The sequence below is a fragment of the Marinifilum sp. D714 genome (assembly GCF_030851345.1).
Classification (GTDB): Bacteria; Bacteroidota; Bacteroidia; order Bacteroidales; family Marinifilaceae; genus Marinifilum.
Map to the genome: position 1 here is coordinate 1 of NZ_JALPNU010000041.1, position 19,062 is coordinate 19,062.

The 19,062-nt window shown below is 35.2% G+C and carries 16 protein-coding genes; 12 read left to right on the forward strand and 4 right to left on the reverse strand.

The features are described from left to right. Positions 1-314: 314 nt before the first annotated feature. From M0051_RS19045 to M0051_RS19060, 4 genes are all read left to right on the forward strand, one after another. A complete protein-coding gene (locus M0051_RS19045) occupies positions 315-1,274 on the forward strand; it encodes a mechanosensitive ion channel family protein (RefSeq protein WP_306743154.1) in 960 nt (319 codons plus the stop codon). Positions 1,275-1,638: 364 nt separating this feature from the next. Beyond that, positions 1,639-4,146, forward strand: a complete 2,508-nt coding sequence (locus tag M0051_RS19050; protein WP_306743155.1) for a DPP IV N-terminal domain-containing protein — start codon at positions 1,639-1,641, stop codon at positions 4,144-4,146. Between the two features lie 125 nt (positions 4,147-4,271). After that, positions 4,272-4,763, forward strand: coding sequence for a hypothetical protein (locus M0051_RS19055; protein WP_306743156.1), 492 nt, complete (start codon positions 4,272-4,274; stop codon positions 4,761-4,763). Between the two features lie 10 nt (positions 4,764-4,773). Next, positions 4,774-5,523 (forward strand): murein L,D-transpeptidase family protein, encoded by a 750-nt coding sequence (locus M0051_RS19060; RefSeq protein ID WP_306743157.1) that lies wholly within the window; start codon positions 4,774-4,776, stop codon positions 5,521-5,523. Between the two features lie 45 nt (positions 5,524-5,568). On the opposite strand, the gene M0051_RS19065 is transcribed toward M0051_RS19060, so the two are convergent. Next, on the reverse strand, positions 5,569-6,648 hold the full coding sequence (locus M0051_RS19065; protein WP_306743158.1) for a zinc metalloprotease: 1,080 nt from the start codon (positions 6,646-6,648) through the stop codon (positions 5,569-5,571). A 363-nt stretch (positions 6,649-7,011) separates the two neighbouring features. After that, the gene (locus M0051_RS19070; protein ID WP_306743159.1) at positions 7,012-8,058 is read right to left on the reverse strand and encodes a 3-deoxy-7-phosphoheptulonate synthase; all 1,047 of its coding nucleotides are present in this window, start codon (positions 8,056-8,058) and stop codon (positions 7,012-7,014) included. A 506-nt stretch (positions 8,059-8,564) separates the two neighbouring features. Here M0051_RS19070 and rsgA point away from each other — a divergent pair. From rsgA to M0051_RS19085, 3 genes are all read left to right on the forward strand, one after another. Then, positions 8,565-9,650, forward strand: a complete 1,086-nt coding sequence (rsgA, locus tag M0051_RS19075; RefSeq protein ID WP_306743160.1) for a ribosome small subunit-dependent GTPase A — start codon at positions 8,565-8,567, stop codon at positions 9,648-9,650. A 103-nt stretch (positions 9,651-9,753) separates the two neighbouring features. Then, positions 9,754-9,960, forward strand: coding sequence for a hypothetical protein (locus tag M0051_RS19080; RefSeq protein WP_306743161.1), 207 nt, complete (start codon positions 9,754-9,756; stop codon positions 9,958-9,960). Between the two features lie 11 nt (positions 9,961-9,971). Then, positions 9,972-10,517, forward strand: coding sequence for a hypothetical protein (locus M0051_RS19085; RefSeq protein ID WP_306743162.1), 546 nt, complete (start codon positions 9,972-9,974; stop codon positions 10,515-10,517). Positions 10,518-10,722: 205 nt separating this feature from the next. Here M0051_RS19085 and M0051_RS19090 read toward each other — a convergent pair whose 3' ends face one another. Beyond that, entirely contained in the window at positions 10,723-11,769 is a 1,047-nt protein-coding gene (locus tag M0051_RS19090) for an FAD-binding oxidoreductase (RefSeq protein ID WP_306743163.1), read from the reverse strand. A 275-nt stretch (positions 11,770-12,044) separates the two neighbouring features. Here M0051_RS19090 and M0051_RS19095 point away from each other — a divergent pair, with 275 nt between their 5' ends. The 5 genes from M0051_RS19095 (at position 12,045) to M0051_RS19115 (ending at position 16,678) form a co-directional block, all read left to right on the forward strand. Further along, entirely contained in the window at positions 12,045-13,100 is a 1,056-nt protein-coding gene (locus M0051_RS19095) for a rhodanese-related sulfurtransferase (protein ID WP_306743165.1), read from the forward strand. Positions 13,101-13,129: 29 nt separating this feature from the next. Continuing rightward, positions 13,130-13,663: a GNAT family N-acetyltransferase gene (locus M0051_RS19100; protein WP_306743166.1), complete on the forward strand. Its 534-nt coding sequence runs from the start codon at positions 13,130-13,132 to the stop codon at positions 13,661-13,663. A 31-nt stretch (positions 13,664-13,694) separates the two neighbouring features. Then, positions 13,695-14,693: a tRNA-dihydrouridine synthase gene (locus M0051_RS19105; RefSeq protein WP_306743167.1), complete on the forward strand. Its 999-nt coding sequence runs from the start codon at positions 13,695-13,697 to the stop codon at positions 14,691-14,693. A 215-nt stretch (positions 14,694-14,908) separates the two neighbouring features. Continuing rightward, a complete protein-coding gene (locus M0051_RS19110) occupies positions 14,909-15,838 on the forward strand; it encodes a hypothetical protein (protein WP_306743168.1) in 930 nt (309 codons plus the stop codon). Positions 15,839-16,072: 234 nt separating this feature from the next. After that, complete coding sequence (locus tag M0051_RS19115) at positions 16,073-16,678, forward strand: hypothetical protein (protein WP_306743169.1); 606 nt, start codon at positions 16,073-16,075, stop codon at positions 16,676-16,678. A gap of 591 nt (positions 16,679-17,269) precedes the next feature. Here the strand turns inward: M0051_RS19115 and M0051_RS19120 are convergent. Then, positions 17,270-18,187: a carboxypeptidase-like regulatory domain-containing protein gene (locus tag M0051_RS19120; protein ID WP_306743170.1), complete on the reverse strand. Its 918-nt coding sequence runs from the start codon at positions 18,185-18,187 to the stop codon at positions 17,270-17,272. Positions 18,188-19,062: the final 875 nt, after the last annotated feature.

The following is a 19,062-nucleotide window of genomic DNA, read 5'->3' on the forward strand; positions in this document are numbered from 1 at the left end:
AGTACTTTAGGCACTTCTTATATAATTACCTATTCTAAATCATACCGCACCGAATAATCTCAATCATAAAATTGGTCCTATAAGATTTATGGTGGGTGAGTTACTAAATAGCACTTAAAATACTTAAAGTGCCTAAAGTACTTAAAGTTAAATCATACGGTATAAACCTACAATTACTCATTTAAGCTTGCATTTGACAGCACCAATACTCTAAGTACTCCAAGTATTATAAGTACTTTAGGCACTTCTTATATAATTACCTATTATAAATCATACCGCACCGAATAATTTCAATCATAAAAAAACCAAACTTGATGGAAATTTTACAAAGGATTATTATTTTGCAAGTTCAAAGTGGCATAAACAGAGATATGGCCATTAGAAATAAAGTAAAAGGCTTGAATAAACAAAAGATGATTATGGATAAAGTAATAGAGTTTTTAGAATACGAGATATTTAAAATTGGAAACTTTTCGTTCACATTTGGGAAAATAACCAGTACAATTATCACAGTATTAATCACCATTTTTTTACTCTGGCTAATTAAGAAAGCACTGTTCCGAAAAAAATCATTTTTAAGTATCGATAAAGGAAACCTTTATTCACTGTTTCAAATCATCAAATACTTGGTTTGGATCATTTCAATATTAATTATCCTGGAAACATTGGGATTTAAACTGAATGTACTTTTGGCTGGATCGGCTGCCTTACTCGTGGGTGTTGGATTGGGCTTACAGACTACATTCAATAATTTTGTTTCAGGAATCATTTTACTTTTCGAGAGATCCATTAGGGTTGGAGATATTCTAGAAATAGATGGAGATGTTGTTAAAATGGAGAGAATTGGCTTGAGAACTTCATCTGCCCAAAACCGTGACGACATCATCATTATCATACCCAATTCACTAATTACAAGCAATAAGGTGATAAATTGGAGTCATCAGTCAGAAAAAACACGATTTAAAATTTGTGTTGGCGTAGCATATGGAAGCGATGTAGAATTGGTTACCAAAGTATTAAAAGAAAGTGCGCTGGAAAGTAAAGAGATTACCGATAAAGAATCCATTCTTGTGAGGTTCGTTAACTTTGGAAACTCTTCCCTTGATTTTGAATTGTTGTTTTTCAGTAGAAATATTTTCAGGATAGAAAATCTTAAATCAGATATCAGAATGCTGATAAATAAAAAATTTATCGAGAACAACATTTCCATTCCATTTCCACAGATGGATGTTCATTTTAAATCAGACGCTACAGGATATTTTAGCAAAAAATAAAACTTCTCAGTTAAGATATACACAATATAACTGTCTGCACATTCTTAAAAATCCTACTTTTTAAGACAAATAGAACTGGCTTAGTATCGTTTTTTCATATGACGAATGTCAGTTCTATATTGTGTCTCTTTATTTTACATCGCGAAAATTCCCATCCTTATCGAATTTGTGAAAATTTCCACCTTTTTTGTCATCCACTTCCCTATTTTTATTGTCTCAATTGCATTAGTGCATACAAACAACAATACCAATCATGAAACGAACATGAATTTTAGCATGCTAAACTTTTCAAAAAAGTATGATTAAAATTCATCGAGTTCCTCCCGATAACGATCGGGATGACAAACACAAAAATTTCAACCAGATGAAAAAAAATTTACTAACATTCCTATTTCTTTTAATAGGAATTGGTGTTTTTGCACAGAAAACACCGGTTACAAAAGCAAATTATGAATTGCCTGCAAGATTCTCTCCTACCAAGTTGAGATCTATGGTATTTTCAACCAAAGTTTATCCACACTGGCTTAAGAACGGAGAAAAGTTTTGGTATTCGTACCAAACTTCCGAGGGATTGAACTATTATTTGGTAGATCCTGCAAGAAACATGAAAAGCAAGCTTTTTGATCCTGTAAAAATGGCTGCTGATATGAGTCGCTTAACTGGCGATCCTTTCGAAGCAAAACACTTGGGCATAAAAAAAATGAAATTCATTAAGAACGAAAAAGTTGTGCAGTTCGAAGTGAAAAGTAAATTGGCCGAAGAAGAGGAAAAAGATGAAGAAAACGGCGACAAGCAGGAAGAAGAAAAAGATGGCAAGAAAAAAGACAAAAAGAAAAAAATGGTTGCCAAAGTTTGGCATTTCGAATACGAACTGGCAAGCAGAAAACTACGTCTTTTAGATGATTTTGAAAAGCCATTGGAACAAAAGAAATGGGCTTCGGTTGCTCCTAACCAGAAATATGTAATTTTTGCCAAACATCACAACCTTTACTGGATGGATGCTGAGAATTACAAGAAGGCTCAGAAAAACGAGAAAGACACTACCATTGTAGAGCATCAGCTAACCACCGATGGTGTTAAGGATTATGCATATGGTGATACGGGATATGGTAAAACCAATACCGAAAAAGAGAAAGAAAAAGATGACAGAAAAGCTGCTTATGTAACTTTCTCACACGATTCAAAGAAATTTGCAATTATCCGCGAAGACGAAAGAAAAGTGAAAGATCTTTGGGTATTGAACTCAGTTGCCAAAGGTCGTCCTACTTTGGAAACCTACAAGTATCATATGGCAGGAGAAAAAGAAGCTCCACAATATGAAATGCAAGTATTCGACTGGGAAAGCAAAAAATCTGTTGTCGTAAAAGCTGATGCTTGGAAAGATCAAACACTTCGCATCTTAAGAGCTCCACGCAAGAAAGCAAATGCTGATGACGATTTGAAATTCTCTAAATGGCTTTCACAAAACAGCGATGTAATTTATTTCCAACGCCAAAGTCGTGATATGAAACGTGTTGATATCTGCTCGGCAAATACCACAACAGGTGAAGTAAAAGTAATTATCGAGGAAAGATTAAATACTTATATCGAAACACGAAACCTGGTTAGCATTAACGGTGGCAAAGAATTCATTCACTGGTCGGAACGTGATGGTTGGGCTCACTTCTACCTTTACGATGCAGAAGGAAACGTTAAAAACCAAATTACATCAGGTCCTTGGCATGCCGATGCAGTACAGGGTGTTGATGAAAAAAACAGAGTGCTTTATTTCACAGCCAATGGTCATGAAAAAGGCGAAGATCCTTACTATGCTCACCTGTATAGAGTAAACTTTGATGGTACTGGTTTAAAATTGCTAAACAAAGGAGATTTCAACCATGAAGTAAGCCTGAATGATCAAAACCATTACTTTGTAAACAACTCTTCTAGAGTCAATACAACTCCTGAGTCGAAATTGTACGATACACGTGGTAACAAGATTATGGATTTGGAAACTGCTGACCTTTCATTACTATTCGAAGCTGGCTACAAGTTTCCTGAAATCTTTACTGTGAAAGCTGGTGATGGCGTAACTGATCTATACGGTGTAATGTACAAGCCATTCGATTTTGATGAGAACAAGAAATATCCAATCTTAACCTACGTATATCCTGGTCCACAAACGGAAGCGGTTTACAAGAGCTTCTCTTCTCGCATGGATCGTGCGGATCGTATGGCTCAATTCGGTTTCATTGTAGTTACCGTAGGACACAGAGGAGGTCACCCTGATCGTTCAAAATGGTACCACAACTACGGATATCAGAACATGAGAGACTACCCTCTTCTTGACAAGAAGGTTGCATTGGAACGTTTGGCAAATCGCCATGATTTTATTGACATCAACAGAGTTGGTATTTTCGGTCACTCAGGTGGAGGATTCATGTCAACAGCTGCAATGTTTGTATATCCTGATTTCTTCAAAGCTGCCGTATCGGCTGCAGGTAACCACGATAACAACATTTACAACCGTTGGTGGAGTGAAACTCACCATGGTGTAAAAGAAGTCGTTACTGAAACAGATACTACATTCCAGTACAAGATTGCAACCAACCCAAGCCTGGCTAAGAATTTAAAAGGTAAACTATTATTGGTAACTGGTGATATTGATAACAATGTGCATCCGGCAAATACCGTAAGAGTTGCGAACGCATTGATTAAAGCAAATAAACGATTCGATTTCTTCATTTACCCAGGTCAACGTCATGGATTTGGCAACATGAGCGAATACTCTTTCTGGTTAAGAAGTGAATACTTCTGTAAGCACCTTTTGGGTGATTACCGTGAAGGAGCTGATTTCATTGAAATGCAAAATGAAACGCCTAAAACCTGGTAATCCTTTTATCAGATAATATTAATCCCGATTTGCACTGCAGATCGGGATTTTTTGGTTTCATAACCGGATGTTAAGAATTTATTGCTAGATTTAAAGGTCAAATAAATTCCATACATATTATTCCAATGAAAAGCACCGTTGAGTTACAAAATGATCCTCTAAGCAAAATCACGTTTAATTCTCCCAGATCTTCACGTTTTTCCAGAATTGTTTTACAAAGCTTTATGATCCTGTTTTTTGCAATCCCAATCTTTGCTACAGTTTCAACAGCTGTGTTGCTTGGTGAAGTATCTCCTGCTATTGTAATATTCTACATTATCTTTGGTTTGTGTGGTTACTATTTTTTAAGATTATTCTTATGGAATAAACATGGGAAAGAAATTCTATATCTTGAACATCGCAAAATTTCTTATGAGGCTGATTACAAAATGTTCAAATCAAATAAAGTTGAAATCTGTAATGAAGATTTAACTGTTGAAGTGAATCCTGTTATGGCAAATGAAAAGTTAGCAACATTTAAATTTATTTCAGAAAGTCAAAGTATTGAAACAGTTGTAAAAGTGCCAATTGAAGAACTTGAAATTCTAAAAAAGGAAATAGAAGCAGTATACAATTAATACTATATGTATGAAACTTGTTCTCACTTTCATTTTAGTACTTCAATCCATTTCAATGTCCTCAAGTTTTAAATCTCAACAATTAAAATACCCCAGAGTTAGAGAAGCCTGCGCAGAAAAGGAAAATGACATCCTAAAACTTCTCGACAATAAAAGTATCAAAATTGATGAATTAGAAGTGTATTTACGTGCTTTTAAATTCGGACAAAAAATTCAGCTCTGGGGTAAAAACAAATCAGATCAAAAGTTCAAATTGATAAAAGAATATAAGGTCTGTAGAAAATCAGGTAAGCTTGGTCCCAAAAGAAAACAGGGAGACCTACAAGTTCCAGAAGGATTCTATTATATCGACCGATTCAATCCTGCCAGCAATTTCCACCTTTCTTTGGGCATCAATTATCCAAACCAATCAGATTTATTTTGGGCCAATAAAACAAATCCTGGTGGAGATATCTTCATTCACGGATCATGCGTAACCGTAGGATGTTTGCCCATTACTGATGATCAAATCAAAGAGTTATACATCTTTTGCGTGGAAGCCAAAAACAATGGTCAGCAGAAAATTCCGGTTCACATCTTCCCTGTCAAACTTTCAAACAAAAACTTTGATGTACTTGTTTCCAAATACAAAGAGGATCAAGACAAAATAACCATTTGGAAAGATTTAAAGAATGTATACGATTCGTTCAACAAAACAAGACAAATCCCAAAAGTTACATTCCTAAATAATGGAAAACATCTTATAGAATCCAAACAATAAAAAAGGCACCACTAAGGTGCCTTAAATATTTTATCCTGTTTGAAATTACTGAACAAAACCTTCTCTTGCTCCGCCTTCAGCGAATAAAGCTCTCATTCTGTCATTCTGACCATTGGTAAACATATACATACAGTTGTCATATACGTAATCCATATAATTCATAGTCATATCATTAGTACGACAATGTACTGTTGGATAAGGAGGACATTGATAATTTGGCTGGTCTGAACTTGGAGTATCAGTAACAAAATCATCTTGACGACATCTGCCATCACCCCAGATGTGGCGAAGATTCAACCAGTGACCTACTTCGTGAGTAGCTGTACGACCGTGTCCATAAACACCTCCTCGTTCATTTTCTCCAAAGAAATCACTACCAATAACAACGCCATCGGTTGCTAGAGCTCCACCAGGGAATTGAGCATATCCTAAAATACCACCACCAATTTCACAAACCCAAAGGTTTAAGAAACTTGTTGGATCAGTAGCATCAATACCACCTTGGCTAGAAAGTTTCATAGCATCATCTGTTCCCCAAGTTGCTTTTGTAGAAGCTTTTCTATTTACACCTGCCAATACGAAAGTAATGTTACAATCTGCAACTGCATTGTTAAATTCAGAAGGTACGCCACCTGTATTAGGGTTCAAATCATTGTAATCCTCATTCAAGATATCAATTTGAGAATCGATATGAGCCTGAGTAATTGGATGTGCAGGATCTTCCAAAATATTTACAATCACAGGAATTGTAATTGCTCCTTCGTAAATAATTGGAGTTGGATCTGGATCCGGAGATGGTTTTTTACCTGTAGCTGCCTTATCCGCTTTCGCAGCAATTAATTGTCTCGTATGCTTTTCAATGTCATACATACGTTTCTCCAATCCTGGATTTTCTTTTAATTTTTTGTTTAGGACTTTCATCGATCCACATCGACAAGTAGCGCTGTGTTCATGACCTGCTTTAACATCTGTAGGGGAGTCAGCATTTTCAGCAGTATAGACATAAAAGTCACTCATGTCTACGGCAATTTCATTTGCCTGTTGAACTTTTAGATCATTAGATTCTTTTTGACAAGAAGCTAAAAACAGCCCTAAAACAAGTAAGGGGAAAAATAACTTTTTCATAAAAAATTAGTTTAAAATGGTTAATGATGCCTCAATTTAAGAATAAAATCAACAACCAACCAAAATTATTTTTCACATTTTTTAACATTTCCCCATCAATCACCTGTATTTATGCATGATACAGCTGTTCAAAATTAAACATCGACAGAAACAAGCTTATCCCATAGGAATATTTTGATTAATTAAAACAAGAGAGTGACATTATTTAATTATCATATTTTAGAGTAATTAGAATCTTAGAATAGTAAAATTTCACTTTGTTTAAGAGCTCTTTTATCTCTCTTTTGAGCTTTTATTTTGAATGGATTTTTGTTTCGAAATGATTACAATTTGATTTTTATTGTAAAAAAAAAGAGCAAAACATTATTTAATGGATTCACTAAAAGATCTCAATAGTTGAGCCGTAGACTTCCAATCCAAGCATTCATCAGTAACAGAAACTCCATATTTCAAATCGGATTTGTTTGCGGGAATAGATTGTTTGCCAAATTCAAGGTTGCTCTCAAGCATAAAGCCCTTGATAGATTGACTCCCATTTTGCAATTGAGTTGCAATGTCCTGAAGTACTAATTCTTGATTACTTGCCTTTTTACCTGAGTTGGCATGACTACAATCAATCATGATTTTAGGGGCTATACCAAATCTATTCAATTTATCTTCTATCTCCTTAACATACTTGGCTTCATAGTTTGGAGTTTTACCTCCTCGCAATATAATGTGAGTGTTTGGGTTTCCCTTTGTACGAATAACCGATACTTTTCCTTCGGGATTGATGCTTACAAAATTTTGCGGTGCAGCAACAGCCTGCATAGCATTTAAAGCAATATCAATATTCCCGTCGGTACCATTTTTAAAACCTACAACCGAAGATAAACCACTTGCCATATTTCTATGACTTTGAGATTCAGTCGTTCTGGCACCAATGGCTGTCCAAGAAAATAAATCTTGTATATACTGAGGTGTAACAATATCCAACGCCTCGCCTGCTGCTGGCAATCCCAATTCTGCAATGCATACCAAAAGTTCTCTTGCCTGTTTTAATCCTTCCTGTATCTGACAAGAATTATCCATATACGGATCATTGATTAAACCTTTCCAACCTACTGTTGTTCTTGGCTTCTCAAAATAAACTCGCATAACAAGATAAAGTTGATCTTTTAATTCATCAGCCAAATTTTTCATTTTTCGGGCGTACTCTTTGGCTGCTTTAATATCATGAATGGAACAAGGACCAACTATTGCCAAGATTCTCTTATCTCTCCCGCTTAAAATGTTTTTTATGGTACTTTGCCCCATGTGAACTGTATCGATACATTTTTCCGTTAGAGGGTACAACTCTTTTAAAGCTATGGGTGTAATTATGGCTTGTTCGACACTTACATTTAAGTTTTCAATTCTTGGATCTACCATAGGGGCATATAATTTGGTCAACATAGTTAATGAATACAGATGTATTCCGATTCGCTCCGAATTTAGTTGTTATTTTTTAGTGAATGAAAAATATAGGGCAAAGATTGGTTAATCTAAAAGACTTTTTCTACACAAACGATTACAATTTGCGGATTAGTTCCTTAAGGATATTTTTCCTAATTTTACAGCTCATGATTAAAAGAACAACTTCTACATATCATTCGGAGTCCGCATTATAGGCAAGTCTTTTGATTTGTCTCAAATCAACTTGCCGACATTTCACTTTTAGCATCATTTTAACTTGATGCCTAGTCTTTTATACCGTAAATTTTAGAAAGAAATTGCAAAAACTATTCTGCTGCCAATATCTTCGTTAAAAATTACATCAAAATACTCACTTACTACAGTAAGCTGCGTTTTTTCACTAATTTTTTCCTAGATCTTGTTTGCATTGATAGCTTTTTCAATACTTTCTCATAGTGAATAAATTTCAGTCCTTAGTAGTTATGACTGAAACTAAACCGAATGTAATGGATACATTAAATAAATTGGGATGGTCTCATTTTTTTGAATCATCTCTTACTCCAGAAGAAAAACAAAACATGACAATTGGTCGTGTTTCAACTGTAAATAGGTCAAATTGTATCGTAATCCATGAAAATGGAAGTAAAACCTGTGAGTTAGCAGGAAATTTAATGTTTGGGCTAGATGAAAATGAAAAACCAAAAACAGGTGACTGGGTTTTGTTTGTAGATTATGGCGATTTGGGGATAATCTCGAAAGTTTTACCTCGACACAATTGCCTTTCCAGGCAAAAATCAGGAAAAGAAATTGCAGAACAGATTATAGCTTCAAATATCGATTATGCTGTTATCGTACAATGTCTTAAAATTGGTTTAAACCTAAGACGATTAGAGCGTACACTTGTGCAATTGCAAAACTGTAATATCGAGCCCATTATTCTTATTAACAAAACAGATCTACCCATAAGCAATGAACAAGAGGAGTTAAAGAGTTTCATTATGAAAAATTATCAAGCAATTCCAATTAGTGCGAATCAAGGAACCAATTTGAATTTGTTAAAGGATAAGATTCTAACTGGTAAATCCTATGTTTTTATTGGAGCATCGGGAGTGGGGAAATCCTCAATTATCAATGCTTTGGAAGAAGAGAGTAATTTAAAAACAGGAGAAATCAGTCAGGCTACTATGAAAGGAGCACATACTACCACTTCGAGAGAATTGTATATTTTGAAGAGTGGTGGAGTTGTAATTGACACTCCCGGAACTCGAGAATTTGGATTGACGGCTTCAAGTTCGGAACATGAATCCTCTGCCTTTCATGGAATAGGAAATTTGGCTAAAAACTGTAAATTTCATAACTGTACACATACCAACGAAAAAGGCTGTAAAATATTAAAGGCCGTTAAAACTGGAGTTATTTCAGAAGATGAATACGAAAGTTTTATGCGTTTGAACCGAGAAATGGAACATTATGAAAGCAGTTTACAGGATAGAAAACAAAAAGGAAAGAAACTATCCAAAATCATTAAGAATATGAAAAAATCGGGGTATAAAAACCGTTATTTGTAAAATGGTGCATTTTTCACCTCTTTTTTACTCCTATTAAGTAGCTGGTTATTTATATATTATTCTTACTTTAAAGAATCTTATTCTTAATCAAAACAAAATAATTATGAAGAAAATCATTATGCTACTAGGTTTTGTATTTATTGTACTGCAATCATGTAGCGATTCAAAACAAAAAGACAAACAGACACCACCTCCTCCTCCTAAGCAAGAAAAAGTGGAAGTAGATTCTGTAGCCATTGAACTTGAAAATACAAAAGAAGATATCGAGAAGGCTTCAGAAGAAGTTGATAAATTATTAGAAGAAATTTAAAATCTATTTGTATGAAAAAATACATTATTATTCTATTGTCCTTTTGCTTTATTCTGACTGCAAACTCAGAACTTCTAGCTCAGAAAGGAAAAGGAAAAAATAAAACTGAGAAAGTTCACAAAGCAAAAAAAGATAGCCTTGAAAAAAATGTAAAAGAGAAGCATAAAGGACAAAAAGAGAAAGCTCTAAAGAAACAAGATTCTTCAAAAAAAGAAATGGAGAAAAAAGGTCATGCTTATGGCAAAAACAAAGGTGAATTAGAAGGAAAAGAGTTTGGCCAAGAAAGAGCAAGACAGGCTAAAATGATTCGTGAAGAACGATCGAAGGCTTTAAGAGAAACAATTAAAAGTAAGGATGAAAAAATAAAAGAGGCAAAGGATAAAATTAAAAAGTCCAAAGAAAAACTAAAGGCCTCAAAAGATAAAGGAGAAATCTCTGAAGAAGAGTTCGATGAAAAGAAAGCAAAAATTGAAAAGGCAGAAGAAAGTGTAAAAAAATTGGAAGAAAAAATAAAGAAAGCAAAAAAGCTAACAGAAAAAGAGGATACAGAAGATTAAAAAAAGAGCTGCAGTTGTATCCCATAAAGTGTGTAACTAAAGTTATTCTGATTTCTTCGGAGCTAATAAATGAGCTTAAGAAAATTAAAAATGCCTTTAGGCTGAAAGTCAAACTTTTCAATCACGCTTTATGGGATACTACTTTCTTATGCTTCTTGCATTAAACACACATTACTATTTCTTTACCAAAAGCAATGTAAATCAACTACTTCAAAAACCTTCGAATATCAATTTCGGGTGCTAAAGGATAGTCGCTTACAGATAAGAAGCGTGTCATTTCTCTAGCAAAATAAGGTGCTAACATTACCCCTTTTGTTCCCAAACCATTAAAAATGGCAATATGTTCATGCAAAGGGTGAATTCCCAAAATAGGGCGACGATCAGAAACTGTTGGGCGGATTCCTGCCCACTGATTAATCACCTTGTAAGGCAAATCAATTAAATCGTCCAATCTTGATAGGATATCCATTTTTGCTTCTTCCGTTGTTTCTTCATCCAATTGAGTCCAATCATAGGTGGCTCCTACCTTGAAACGATGATTGCCAACAGGCATCACAAACAATTTCTTATTCAAAATATATTCTTCTTGCAATTCATCACAATATATTTCGAGTAACTCTCCCTTGGTTGGTCTAAAATCCAAACTACTAAAATATGGATTCTCAGTTGCACGATACCCTTCACAAAAGACAATGGTTTCGGCCATTAATCCATGCCAGGAGATTTGATTGTCGATGAAGCCCAAGTCCTTGTAATCGAAATAAGAATCAACAATTAGTCCTTCGCTTTTAAAAAACTTGCGTAGTTTTTTCAACATTTTTGGTAAATCAACATAACCCGACTGGGTTACTTTCCCATAAGCATGCATCCCTTTGATGCCTTTGCCAACATTATTAATTTCAATATCAGAAATAAAATCACCAAAGTTATCTTGAGTTCTTCTCTCCTTCCACATCAAGCTTTCATGCTCCGATAATGGTTTTAAAATATCCATCTCGTATAGAAACTTGTGTCCCAACAGATCTTCCAATTCACGGTAGGTTTCAAACATTATTGGCAAACAGTCATCAACCATCCAGCTTTTGGTTAGTCTTTTAAATACAAGCGGATTGAATAAGCCCGCAGCAACATCCGAAGCTTTGCGAAGCTCAAGGCTCGATACAATTTTAAAGCTTAAACCGGCCTTATACATGTTATAAGCCAATAATGAGCCTGCAATACCTTGTCCGACAATTAAAAACTGTTTATTCATTTGATTTTGTAAATTGATGATTGGTACTTTCCTATATAAAAGTTAAGGATTTCATAAGTAAACCTAAACATTTTCCTTAAAAATAAAGAGTTAAAACTCCTTTTTTATTACCAATTGCTTTGTGATTTATCCAAATGAACTATTTTTGCAATGTTTATTTATTCTAAATAACGATAGTAAAAGTTCCAAATTTCAAAAAACAAGCACCAAACATTTGTAAATGCTAACATATAACAATTGAGAATTTGGAAAATGAATATTTGATATTTTAAATTATGCAACTGTATAATAAACTGAGCAAAGAAGAGCTAATGAAAGAAATGGAAGCCGAAGATTTTGCGCGCAAAACCATTTCATTTTACCGATATGTGAATTTTGAGGATCCGAAAGCGTATCGCGACGAGTTGTTCAAAAAGTGGTTCCTTTTGAACTGTAAAGGAAGAATTTATATTGCCAAGGAAGGGATTAATGCACAAATAAGTGTGCCTGAGCATAACTTAGATACCTTCTTTACTGATATGAATAGCAGAAAAGAGTTGGCCGATATGCCTATTAAATGGGCTGTTGAAGATGATGGTAAATCTTTTTACAAACTTACCATCAAGGTGCGACCAAAAATTGTTGCCGATGGCTTGGATGATAATACTTTCGACACCACTAATGTAGGTACACACCTTTCGCCCGTTGAGTTCCATGAAGAACTCAGCAATCCCAACAACATCATAATCGATATGAGAAATCATTACGAAAGTGAAGTTGGGCATTTCGAGAATGCCGTTTGTCCTGATGTGGATACTTTTCGTGAAGAGATTGACATGGTAGTTCGTGACTTTGCTAAGGACAAGGACAAAAAGTTCTTATTGTATTGTACTGGTGGTGTGCGTTGTGAAAAAGCCAGTGCATATTTAAAGCATCATGGGTTTGAGGATGTGAACCAGTTGCACGGTGGTATCATTGCCTATGCACAAGAGATTAAACAACTTGGATTAGAATCGAGATTCAGGGGAAAGAACTTTGTTTTCGACGAACGCTTGGGCGAAAGCATCAATAATGAGGTAATAGCCAAATGTCACCAGTGTGGAAAAGCATGTGATACACATACCAATTGTGCCAACGACGATTGTCACCTATTGTTTATTCAGTGTGATGAATGTCGTGAGCATTACAATGGGTGTTGTACGGATGAGTGCAAAGAAATTATTGAATTGCCAAAGGAAGAAAGAATTAAATTGCGTTCAAAATTCCACGATAAGTATAGCAAGAGTCAGATATACCGACAACGCATCAGGCCAAAACTGAAAGAGATTTCAAAAGATAAAATCAATTCGTAAATTCCAAAAAATAAATTAATAATTGGAAGATGAATCAATATTGCGAATTTAAAACGGAAAGGCTTTTCGTTAAAGACTGGCTGTATAAAAATGAAGAAGTAGTTGAGAAACTAGCTTTTACTAAAAAGGTTATCAATATTTTATCGCCAAGAGTAACTGAAGCATTGCCGGATGGTTGGCAGAACATTAACACTACAGAACAAGCGAATCAATGGATTTTTGAGCGGGCAAAGGAAGGATTTTTCTTAACGGTTTGGCTGAAATCAAAACCAGAACTGCTTGGTTTCCTTTTTCTGTATGAATGTGAATCCGAAAACCAATCACTTGATTTGCGATTTGGATACCTGCTGGCTGAATCGGCTTGGGGAAAAGGATTTGGAACAGAACTAATAAATGGATTGGTAGATTGGTGTAAAAAGCGAGACTACATCCAGTCACTTTCGGGTGGTGTTGAACGCAACAACATTGGTTCCATTAAAGTAATGGAGAAAACAGGATTTTCCATTTCTGCCGAAAGCAAACCTACGAATGATGTGATTTTTTACGAACAAAAGTTTCGCTAGTACAATAGATATTTCATAAAATAAAAACAGAATGACCAATTTTTGGCACAACATACAAACACCAAACTTTTCGCTAGCTCCCATGGAAGATGTTACCGATACATCTTTTCGTGAGGTTGTTTTGCAAAGCGCAGCAACTGGCAAGTTGAACCTTCTGTTTTCAGAGTTTACCTCGGTTGAAGGCATGTGTCACCCCATTGGACACGAGAAGGTAAAGCATCGCCTGCAGATTAATGAATCGGAAAAGAAACTGCTGAAAAAAAAGAATGTAAAGCTGATTGCACAGATTTGGGGAAAGGATCCTGAAAAGTATTATAAGACGGCACAGTACATTGCGAACGAGACCGATTTTGATGGCATAGACATCAATATGGGTTGCCCGGTGAAAAATGTGGTGAAAAATGGGTGTTGCTCTGCTTTAATTGCTCAACCTGATTTGGCCAAAGAGATTATTCTGGCAACGAAGGAAGCTACCAATTTGCCATTGAGCGTGAAAACCAGAATCGGTTTTAAGGAAGTGGTTACCGAATCGTGGATTTCACATTTGTTGCAAACACCTATTGATGCGTTAACCATTCATGGTAGAATTCAGAAACAAATGTCGGAAGGAATGGCCGACTGGAGCGAAATCGCGAAAGCGGTGCAATTGAGAAATGAATTGGCTCCACACATCAAAATAATTGGCAATGGCGATGTGGAATCCTACCAGGAAGGATTGGACAAGTGTGAGACTTATGGCGTTGATGGCGTGATGATAGGGAGAGGTATTTTTAAGAATCCATGGTTCTTTCATCCCGAAAAGGAAGAGATTGAAATGGAAGAAAAACTTGATCTCATGTTGAAGCACACGCATTTATTCGACAAGACTTGGGGCAATTCGAAAAACTTTGCCATTCTGCGTCGTTTCTTTAAAATCTATACCAACGAATTCCGTGGTGCATCTTCCCTGCGTAATGATTTGATGAACACCAGAAATGCTGAGGAGGTTTATGAAGCGGTAAAACAATTTACAGTGAACAGTTATCAGTAAAGTGCTTTGCTTGTTTCCTAACCATATTATTTCGTTTTATTTAATGATTTTGTAAAAAACTTTACCTGTAGTATTTCTTGTTATTTTGTATTGATATTTATTAGACTTTAATGATGATTATGACTTATTGTTTTTTATCTTTAGCAAATCGTTAAGATAAATTACAAACCAATTGATTGTCTTATTTTAAAATACAATCAGCAAGCAAATTAAATATGAAAACAAATAAGTTCTTTTATGGATTAGCCATTGCATTAATGATGTTCTCTTGTTCGGATAGTGATTCTCCTATTATTGAAGAAGAATTACAACCATCCAATGAATTCGAAGAATTATTGGCAGAATATAATCTGTTCAACACGGATGTAAAATACGAATGGGTTGAAATTGGTTTAGACACTAATACCATTTACTTTAATGGTCGTATAAAGGACAAACTCATTATAAAAGGCTTTAACAAAATAGATAAATCAAGTATTTTCTCAAATGAAGCAATTAAATTAGACACTGTCGTACATATTGATGAAGGTTATGGAAAAACCTCAACTTATAACATTACTGAGTTTTCAATCCATACTATGCATAAGTTTGAGAATAGTTATGCATTCATTCTTTTTGGATTGATTCCTTATAATCAGTCAGATTTAAAATATGCGCTATCTTGTGATCTATATGTCATTTCGAATCAGAATATCAAGAGAGTAAAGAGTTATTCCAAGCCAAATACAGAATCCTTCTTTGAAAAAATCACTCCATGGTTTGAGAATAGTTTTTTGATTCTATCAAATAATGATTATAACCCTGAGGAGGAAAAATGGGATTGCTATACGATGGATGGAACTAAACATTACGAAGTTAGTAAAGACAATATAGATGATTACTATATTCCAATTAGTCTTGAAGAGTTTATCGGTTTTGTTGATGGATTTCAGCGAAGAAATATTAAAAACAATGAAGTTATTTGGAAAAGTGAAAACCCTCTTTCTGACTTGCCATCAGACATCCGAAAGGATGAAGTAGTCTTTAGCCAACCAGAAGACGGATATGTAATTTGCAATATTAAATACACTCAAAAAGATGGAAAAAGAGGTGAACGAACTTACAAAGTGAATATAGCTTCGGGCAATTTTACCTTAATAGAATAAAAAAACATCTATACAGATAATATAGAATAACAAAGGGGCAATACTTCAATTGAAGTATTGCCCCTTTGCTACAAATATGATATTTTAAACCTTCTTCAATCAAATGAGAGCAACTCGCTTGCAGTCATTTATATTGCAAAATGAGTTGAAGAATAAGATTCTCACGCAACCAATTGGATTTTCTGCATCTAACTCATGTAAGTTTTATAGAAACAATCTAAAAACAGATGCGCCATGAAAGCCAAAAGACTTGTTCCATTCGTATTGGCACTTATTGCATTGTTCACTGCATGTGATGATGATACCAGTATCCCAGTAATTGAATCGACAGATTATTTTCCTTTACACATTGGAGATACCTGGGAGTATAAAGATCATACCCGAAAGGTTTGCGGATCGGAAATAATTAACAACAAAGAATACAGGGTGATTACGCACGAAACCTATCGTGCTGATACTTTATATTATACCTACAATACCTACTTTAGAACCACAGGTAACAATAAGGTATACCAACTAAACAGTGATCAATCGGGAGAGTATTTATTTGCTGATTTTAATTTAAGTGCTGATGACAGCTGGACATACATCAACAACTCGACGGGTCGAGATGATGAGTGGACGGTTACAGTTCTTCCTGAAATTACTTTCGAGTTTGATGATACCGAATTGGAAAACTGCAAAAGATTCTTCTACAATGCAAGCTTAATTGTTGATGAAGAGCATACCATTGTATTTGCTGCTGGTATAGGGGAAATCAACAGCTTTTCGAATGCATGGGGATTGGGTGATACCATCCAAACTGCGACCATTGATGGTGTTACTTATGGTTTTAAGTAGGGGTTTGCCTGCAAGGCACAGATCATATATCCTAGGGGAAGGAAGCATTAGCGACCGTCGCCCTGGGTTTATGATTTGGAATTGATATTCTTGTAACAGGTAATGATATATGATTAAGTGGGCTTGTTGCGATGATAGTATTTTAATTCCGTGTCTCTAAGCCAGGCGAACTCTTACTTTTATTCATTTATAATTTTAGCGGGCATTCATGAGCTCCTTTCGGTCGGTTACATTGATGAGAAAGTAGCAAATCCCTATACTTATTGTAACCAGCATAAATTACACATTTATTAAAGCTTAAATCCATAATTGTGTTATTTCAGATAATGTTCTTTGTCTTTAAGCCAGACAGGCTCTTACTTTCTCCATTGATGAGAAAGTAAGCAAAGAATCTACGACGCACCTACTCAGTGACCCATAACGGCTCAAAAGCGAATAGAAATAGATAGTCTCACTCATACCTCGCTCGACAGCATTTCTATTTGCCGCTTTCTTTACCTATGGGACCCCACTTGCGTAGATGATGCCGATCTCCACAATAATTAAGATTTGGGTTTCTTTTGGAATTACGACATAGTGTTAGTTGTCTTATTAGCTAGGATGAGCAATGGAAAGTGCTTGCATTTCGATTTTGAGGTTTAGGTGTTCGGTGCTGTATCGTTTTATGATATGTTGGCTGGTGTGGTAGCGGATATTTTCTATTTTCAGTGTGAACTCGCCTTCGGGGAAGTTCATAAAGTTGAAGTTGCCGTTTTTGGTAATTTTTGCTTGCAAATTGTTCTCCAAAACGCTAACGGTGCCATATGAGATGGGCTGTCCAGTGTCTTTGTCGATAATAGATCCGCGTATACTGTAATGTCGTGAGTTGGATTTCTTCAGCTTACGCGCTGAATGATACTTGAAGTACAATTCGGGATGGGTTTCCTGGTAAGAATTGATGGTCCAATCGAGTTTGTCCTTTAAAAATTGATTAATGCCAGCAACCAAATCGTTAAATTCCTTTCTGTTTCTTTCGTTCTGATCTTTTATTTTTTTCCTATTAAGAATATTGCCTTCTATATCCAGTAGGATTTGGCGATAGGCCTGCAAAAATTCTTGGCTTGTGCCATATTGTTCCAATTGGCTTTGGTATTTCTCGCACAAATTATTCAGGAAATAGCCCGAGTTGATTCTCCTTAACTGTATTCCCCTTTTGATGTTTCGAAGATGTATATTCAGGTTATCAAACAATTCCATATCATTTGTATCTGCTACCAAACGGTTAATGGCAATCTCCATTACCTGTGAATTCTTTACAAGCAGTTTAAACTGTTTGTTGTTTTCAGCGGTAATCCATTCTGTAGGCTGATTCAGTTTTACGAACATGTTCTCTAGCTTTTTGCAATCCTCTAAAAAGCTTTTAATTTGTGTTTTGGCAGAAGGATCTGTTTCAAAAACGTCCAGGTTTTCGTTTAAAATGTTTTCGATAGACATGTAGCTTTCGATTTTGGCTCTAATTCTTTTGTTCATAAGTGTTTGTTTTATTGATTTCTTAAGTTAGTAGTTGCATTCTTTGGTTTGATGTACTGGTTTTTACATGTAATTCTATGGTATTCAATGTTTGCTTTCTTGTTTCTTGTGTTCTTTCATAGAACGATAATGTTGCTATACCAAACATGTATGTCGTTCTATATATCAGCCATGTATTTGTGTAAAACAGTTATATCTTTGCTCAAAACATACATGTCGTTCTGTATTTCAGCTATGTCTTTTAACTAATCATGCGTGTCGTTTCATAAATCAGGCATGTCTTTGCGTATAACAACAATGTTCTTGTACAAAACATGTAAGTTGTTCTATTAAACAGCTATGTCATTGGGTAAAACCGATGTGTTGTTTTGCAGATCTGCACTGTTAATGACTGCGAGAGAGCTTTAAATGCCTTGGTTTATAGGTTTAGCTTACAATATGAGAATGTAAGCCCATTAGGCAATGGTGCTAAGGAGTTCATACAATTGTTCGTCTGTGATTTCGGGTAGTACAATGTTTTCTACCGGGTATTCGAATAAAGTTTGTTGGTCTGACATCGTCGATTCTTTAAAAGATGAATAAACTCTCTCCCCTCAAAATCTCTCTTATAAACTGTTCTGCTTCAATGATCATGATTGAGATTCAGTGTTGAAGCAAACACCCAATCAATTTAAGAATAAATGATTACATAAAAAATTTTCATTGATGGGTTTTGCTCTAATATTGTCTTAGTTTAATTGGCACTTCTCCCAAAACCGGTTTCATTTTTGGCTTGATCCAAAAAACGAAGCAAAAAAGATCAAGGCAATCGGATACCGTTCGCCATTCCAAAGCAAAGTTTTGTCTCGAATCGCGTCCGATTGGCGGCACCCGAT